Below are 6,158 nucleotides of genomic sequence, written 5' to 3' on the forward strand. Positions count from 1 at the left end.
AAAGTTAGGCGTGCGTTCTGTAAATAAATTATATTGTTCATTTTCAGTATTAGGATAAATATAGAGCGGAAAAACATAAGTTACTTCTCTTGATTTTAACGAAACTGCACAACGTTCTGTAATCAAGTTAGTACAAAAAATATGATCAAAACCTAATTCAATTTGTTGACGACAAGATAATAAAGCTAAATTGTCTTTTAATAGATGATTCTGTACTTCTTTTTGCGGTCTTCTTAAAATACTATGATAATAAATAAATTTATCATCAAAAGGTCTGTAATTAATTAATGTTACTAAGTTTTTATTATATCCTTCTTGAATCAATAAAGAACGGTTATAAGAAAATCGCCATCCACTTGTATCTCGAATTTTATATTTTTCATAAACTTGATTTTCGTTAAAACTAGGATTACTAAAATCTTGAATAACTTCTTGGATTTCATCCTTAAAATTCTTAATTAAAACTTCATCTTTACCTGTTTCTATTCCACTAGAATAAACTGGGAAAATATCAGATAAGTTAAGCAATTGTTCATATTCTTCATTTAAGTTAAAATTTTTAGGAATAAAGAAATAATTAGGAGCTTTTACTTGTAATGTTTGCCATTGTATAGATTCAATATTAGATTGATTCAGGAAATTATATTTTTCTTGACGTTTTCCCCAGAGTTCATGATGAAGAACCGTTGCTAGATTATTATTTTTCAACTGATTATTATAATTTTTAATAGCAATAATAATCCCAACCCCTTGCTGAATATCAAACACATTTTGATCCAGGCTTCCATCAGGACACTTTTCTTTTAATAACGAGTTACCGTGTAAATCTAAAATATAAATTTCATCAAAGGTTTTTAATAGTTCCTCTCTCATTCCTCGATGAATTAAACCCCCTAGATAAGAATGATTAGTAATAAAAGCTACAATTCCATATCCAGTTTTTTCAATGCGGTGATGAGCAAAACAAATAAATTTAATATAATCATCATCTAGGGGTTGAATATTTTTTTCGGCTTCTAATCTAACTCGACCTTTATAACGTTCTAATAACTCACCAATAGCGGTTAATTCAGTAATTTTTTGACCGGGTTTCGCTATTTTAAACAGTTTATCCCAAACTGCACCAGTATATTGAATATCAGCGAGATACTGCTCATTTCCTTGAGCAATTCTTTGACGTTTACTTGAATTTTGAGAACTCACAGAATAAGGAGGATTTCCTAATACGACCATAATGGGTAAATCTCGTTTAATTGCTGCGGCTTCATTGGCTTCTTGGGCGACATATTGACCGAAAAGTAAACTAGATTTTTTTAAGGCTTCATCTAGGGTATTTGTTAAATATATACCTAACCGTTGTTTAGCTTGAAATTGATAGCCATAATGTTGTAATAGTAACCCTAATTTTAAATGAGCAATAAAGTAGGGAGCCATTAATAATTCAAATCCATATAAGCGGTTAAATAAATGATCTTTAACATAATCATTCCAACAACTTGCTAACCCGATTTCATCTAAATTTTGATAAATTTGATTGACTACAGAATAAAGAAATGTTCCGGTTCCCGTTGCAGGATCAAGAATTTGTACCCTCGGTTGTTCTGTGGTTTGATCTGGGGTATAATCGGCTAAACCTAATGGTAAATTAAAGCGATTTTTAAGAATTAAATCCACTGAACGCACCATAAAAGATACCACAGGTTCGGGTGTATAATAAACCCCTCGACTTTTCCGCATCGCTGCATCATAAGCGGCTAAAAATGTTTCATAAAAATGCACAACTGGATCTTCCTGTCGGGTATTTTTACCAAAATTCTCTAAAATATTGGTCATATTCACTTGGGCTAAAAGTTGCACTAAATCGTCAACAGCCCAATGAATTTGAGAAATCGCATCGGTATCAACAACGGTATTAAATAACCGTTTTAAAAAGGGGTTGGTATCAGGAATATATAACCCTGCGGTACGTCGTTCAAAGGCATAATTTTGAGGGTTTTGAGCATGACTTACCCTGGCGGTAAATAAACCATAAGCGATGGTTTGAGCATACATATCCGCAAAATTAGATTGATCTAAATCTGGTAATAAAACTTCCTGAAATCCTTTTTTAATTTGATGAAGTTCCCCTGTTTCTGTCTCTATGTTTAAAGCTTCTATGACTGCATAACGAATAGCTTTGGTTAACCTTGCCATTTGTTTTGCTAAGTCTTCCGGGTTATTAATGATTTCCCCCTGATAGTTGAGAAATCCTTCTATTAATTGTTGAGTTTGTTCAATATCTGTGAGTTGAAGCTGATGATTTATTTTTTCTCCTAAACTTGTTTTTAACCGCAATTTACCGTTGATATACCAACGAAATTCTAAATAATTAGTTAAAATAAAATTAGCTCCGATATGAGATTCTCGATAGCGTTCTAACTGTTCTGTTTTTTCAATGGTTGATAAATCTATTCCGATATCTTTGGCTTCAACATATCCAATTAATAAGTTTCGTTTCCTAATCGTAAAATCAGGAATTCCGGCTTTATTTCCTTTTTCTTCAATACTCGCTTCTATCTGTTCTGAGGAATGCTCTAATAAAGTTTTTAAAGCGGGGTAATGGGTGCGTTCACTGCCTTTTTGTAAATTTTTTTTAAGGGATCGCAAATAAACTTCAAAAGTCATGCAGAGCAGTCCTAAAAACAAATTTTCTTGATTATCATTATAGATTAAAAATAGCTAGGTTCACCAATTTACTCATGTCATCTACCCGAAAATTATAAAAATTGGTGAAAATATTGTTGTTAGGACAAGTCACGTTATAGAAATTTATGCTATAACTTGAATATTGCTTACAACAAATTATTCAGTATCTTTTAACGTAATATCTTAATTGATAAAATAATTATTTTGTTTTAATAAATGTAAAATTATCGTTATCAAAATTTAGAATAAATATCTATTTACTGATAAAAAAATGATTTTTTATTGATTAAATATAGATTAAAAACAATATTTATTGTTTGCTAAATTAGTTTATAGCTCACTTCTACAATAGTCAAGATCTCGCTTCCCTGATAACGGTAAAATTCGACATAATACAGAAAGAACAAAATGCTGTCATTCTCCTAAAATTCCATGAACATTGTTGATTATCTTCGCATTAGTTTGATTGACCGTTGTAATTTTCGGTGTCAATATTGTATGCCTGAAGGTGCAGAAATTGATTATATTCTGCAACAAAACCTTTTAACTCTCGATGAACTGTTAACGCTTTTGCGAGAAGTGTTGATTCCCGTTGGGTTTACTCGATTTCGGTTAACGGGAGGTGAACCTTTATTACGTCCTGGGGTTGTAGAATTGGTTAAACAAATTAACGCCTTTCCTGAAACAAAAGATGTGGCGATGACAACTAATGGTTTTTTATTAGCAGAAATGACAGAAGATTTATATAAAGCTGGACTGCGACGGATTAATATTAGTTTAGATTCCCTCGATCCTGATATTTTTGATCAAATTATTGGCAACCGAGGACGCAGCCGTTGGCAACAAGTTTGGGAGGGAATACAAGCCGCTTATCAGGTGGGTTTTAACCCCTTAAAATTAAACGTTGTGGTCATTCCTGGGGTGAATGATCATGAAGTCTTAGAGTTAGCAAAATTAACCATTGATCGACAATGGCACGTCAGATTTATTGAATTTATGCCGATAGGAAATAATGATTTATTTGCCGATCGCGGTTGGATTTCTTCTGAAGAATTAAGACAACAAATTCGAGAACAATGGGGGTTAGAAACCTCACAGGTGAGGGGAAACGGCCCTGCGGATGTCTTTCAAATTCCGGGGGCAAAAGGAACATTAGGATTTATTAGTCAGATGTCAGAATGTTTTTGCGATCGCTGTAACCGGATGAGATTATCCGCCGATGGCTGGTTACGACCTTGTTTACTCAATGAAACCGGACAAATTGACTTAAAAACTCCTCTGCGTCAAAATGTGACGTTTGAGGAGTTACGAGAACAGGTGAATAACCTATTAAGAATTAAACCCGATATTAATTTTAAACAACGGGACTCTGGTACAACCGGAAATTATACTCGAACCATGTCCCAAATTGGGGGGTAGCAACCTGATTGATTTTGGATTTAGGGTTTAACAATAACCGGGTGGGGTACGTTATTTTGAGCCGATAACGCCCCCCACAAAATAGAACGGTGAGGAGCTCTTAGGCTTGACGTGAATAGTATTCAACCACTAACAGTTCGTTAATTTGTAAAGCCACCCATTCCCGTTCAATGACGCTGTTCACCTTCGCCGTTAATTGTTCTTTATCTAACTCTAAATGGCTAGGAACGTTGGCTAAACCCGGATATTGTAAATTGGCTTTGACCAGTTCACGAGATCTTTCGGTATTTCTGATCCCAATGACTTCACCGGGTCTGCATTGATAGCTGGGAATATTGACGCGATGACCATTAACAGTCACGTGACCATGACTGACTAACTGACGAGCCGCCGGAATTGTAGGGGCCATTCCTAACCGGAAAATGGTATTATCCAAACGCATTTCCAACAGTTGCAGCAACACTTGACCCGTAGAACCAGAAGCGCGGCGAGCTTTACGGACATAGCGCAATAATTGACGCTCGGACACACCGTAGTTATAACGCAGTTTTTGTTTTTCTTCTAACCGAACCGCATATTCTGACCGTTTGCGGCGGGCTTGGCCATGTTGTCCAGGGGGATAAGCCTTTCTAGGGGATTTCCGGGTTAATCCAGGTAAATCGCCCAAACGACGTACAATTCTCAGACGGGGGCCTCTATATCGAGCCATCTAACTTCTTCTCCGCATAAAATTTTTTGCACCAATCTTTAATTATAGATTGTCGAGAGGGTCTTGAGCAACAATCAGTGATCATCAGTTAACCGTCAACCGTCCAGCCTTACCCTTCAATGCTCAACGCTGTGATATTATTGTGCAAAACTTTGAATCCGTATGAATTCTTCTATTGTGATGTTTTCTAGGTTGAAACAAAGGCTTTTAACTGGCTTATCACAGCATAAGCGTTATGTATCGTTATTAGCAACGGTAAGTTTGTTTCCCTTGTTTGTTCCCGTTGCTCCCGCATCGGCTTTTCCGTCCTTTGTCTTAATTCGGCGACAAGACTATAGAAACTGTACTCAACAGTTAACGCAAGCGGGACTGTCGGTTGAATTAGCAACTCAAAGCTGTGCCATGGCATCTAGGCCTAGAAATATGGGGTATTGTGTCAGACATATGCAGCAAAATGTTACGACCTTATCCCCAGAACAAATCTTATCCGGTTGTCTACAAGTTCGCCGTCCCGATGAATTAGCAAATTGTGTGGTGAATATTAGTAGAAGTACGACCTCATCTGACTCCTTGAACGTTCTCGATAGTTGTCGGCGAAGTGTATTACCTGAAAATTTATCCTATTGTGTTGTAGGAATGCTTCAAGCTAATACAAATTTAGCCGTTAATCAATTATTACAAACTTGTTTAACCCCCCCTGAAAATGTTGTGGGATTAGACAAACAAGATTCTATCGAGTTGAGATTAAATACACCATCTCAATAATAAAGAACAGGGAACAGATTATTGTTTCTCTTCCCTGTTTTTTAATGATCAAGATTAGAACAGAATAATATCATCCGAGTTGAGGTTTGTTATTCCTGTAATTCCTTCTAATTTTGCCAAAATTCGAGAATCATTTCCCGTTGTATTATTGCCATTTGCATCATAAATTAGGTAGGTGCTATTACCATCATCAACGGCAAAAATACTCGGATTATTTCCCGCTAAAACATTCGTTGAAAGATTGGTTTGTACAGGAATAACAATATTAGCAGTATCCGCAATTAAACTCTTCGATATGCTAATTTGATCTCCACCAACTTGACCCCAACCCTCAAAATTGTTAATGGAATCATATAACCCGCTACCCATTTGAGAATTAACTGTCGTTCCCACTGCATTAAAACCAATACCCCCTCCATCGAGTGCATCACTATAAATAAACAGGTCTGTTTCCCCTAAGCTACTAATTAAACTATCCTGTCCCAAACCGCCAAACAGGTTATCTTGTCCCAGACCGCCATCAAGAACGTCGTTCCCACTTCCACCGGATAAACTATCATTATCATTATCTCCCCGCAGG

General features: G+C 36.0%; 5 protein-coding genes. 2 read left to right on the forward strand and 3 right to left on the reverse strand.

Translation table 11 applies throughout. The features are described from left to right. The coding region (locus ACKPEB_RS22980) for a type ISP restriction/modification enzyme (RefSeq protein ID WP_408967359.1) at window positions 1-2,664 on the reverse strand (2,664 nt) is incomplete at its 3' end. 453 nt (window positions 2,665-3,117) lie between these two features. Here ACKPEB_RS22980 and moaA point away from each other — a divergent pair. After that, a complete protein-coding gene (moaA, locus tag ACKPEB_RS22985; RefSeq protein WP_408967360.1) occupies window positions 3,118-4,104 on the forward strand; it encodes a GTP 3',8-cyclase MoaA in 987 nt (328 codons plus the stop codon). 100 nt (window positions 4,105-4,204) lie between these two features. On the opposite strand, the gene rpsD is transcribed toward moaA, so the two are convergent. Further along, complete coding sequence (gene rpsD / locus ACKPEB_RS22990) at window positions 4,205-4,813, reverse strand: 30S ribosomal protein S4 (protein WP_408967361.1); 609 nt, start codon at window positions 4,811-4,813, stop codon at window positions 4,205-4,207. 162 nt (window positions 4,814-4,975) lie between these two features. Here rpsD and ACKPEB_RS22995 point away from each other — a divergent pair, with 162 nt between their 5' ends. Next, the gene (locus tag ACKPEB_RS22995; RefSeq protein ID WP_408967362.1) at window positions 4,976-5,578 is read left to right on the forward strand and encodes a hypothetical protein; all 603 of its coding nucleotides are present in this window, start codon (window positions 4,976-4,978) and stop codon (window positions 5,576-5,578) included. A 54-nt stretch (window positions 5,579-5,632) separates the two neighbouring features. Here ACKPEB_RS22995 and ACKPEB_RS23000 read toward each other — a convergent pair. Beyond that, a partial coding sequence (locus ACKPEB_RS23000; RefSeq protein WP_408967363.1) for a calcium-binding protein occupies window positions 5,633-6,158 on the reverse strand: 526 nt, incomplete at its 5' end.

Source organism: Planktothrix sp. (genome assembly GCF_046067725.1).
Taxonomy (GTDB): domain Bacteria; phylum Cyanobacteriota; class Cyanobacteriia; order Cyanobacteriales; family Microcoleaceae; genus Planktothrix.

What these genes read in the sequence shown, in the direction of transcription:
- rpsD (WP_408967361.1), bottom strand. Translation starts at nt 4,813, where the DNA reads ATGGCTCGATATAGAGGCCCCCGTCTGAGAATTGTACGTCGTTTGGGC.
- moaA (WP_408967360.1), top strand. Translation starts at nt 3,118, where the DNA reads ATGAACATTGTTGATTATCTTCGCATTAGTTTGATTGACCGTTGTAAT.
- ACKPEB_RS22995 (WP_408967362.1), top strand. Translation starts at nt 4,976, where the DNA reads ATGAATTCTTCTATTGTGATGTTTTCTAGGTTGAAACAAAGGCTTTTA.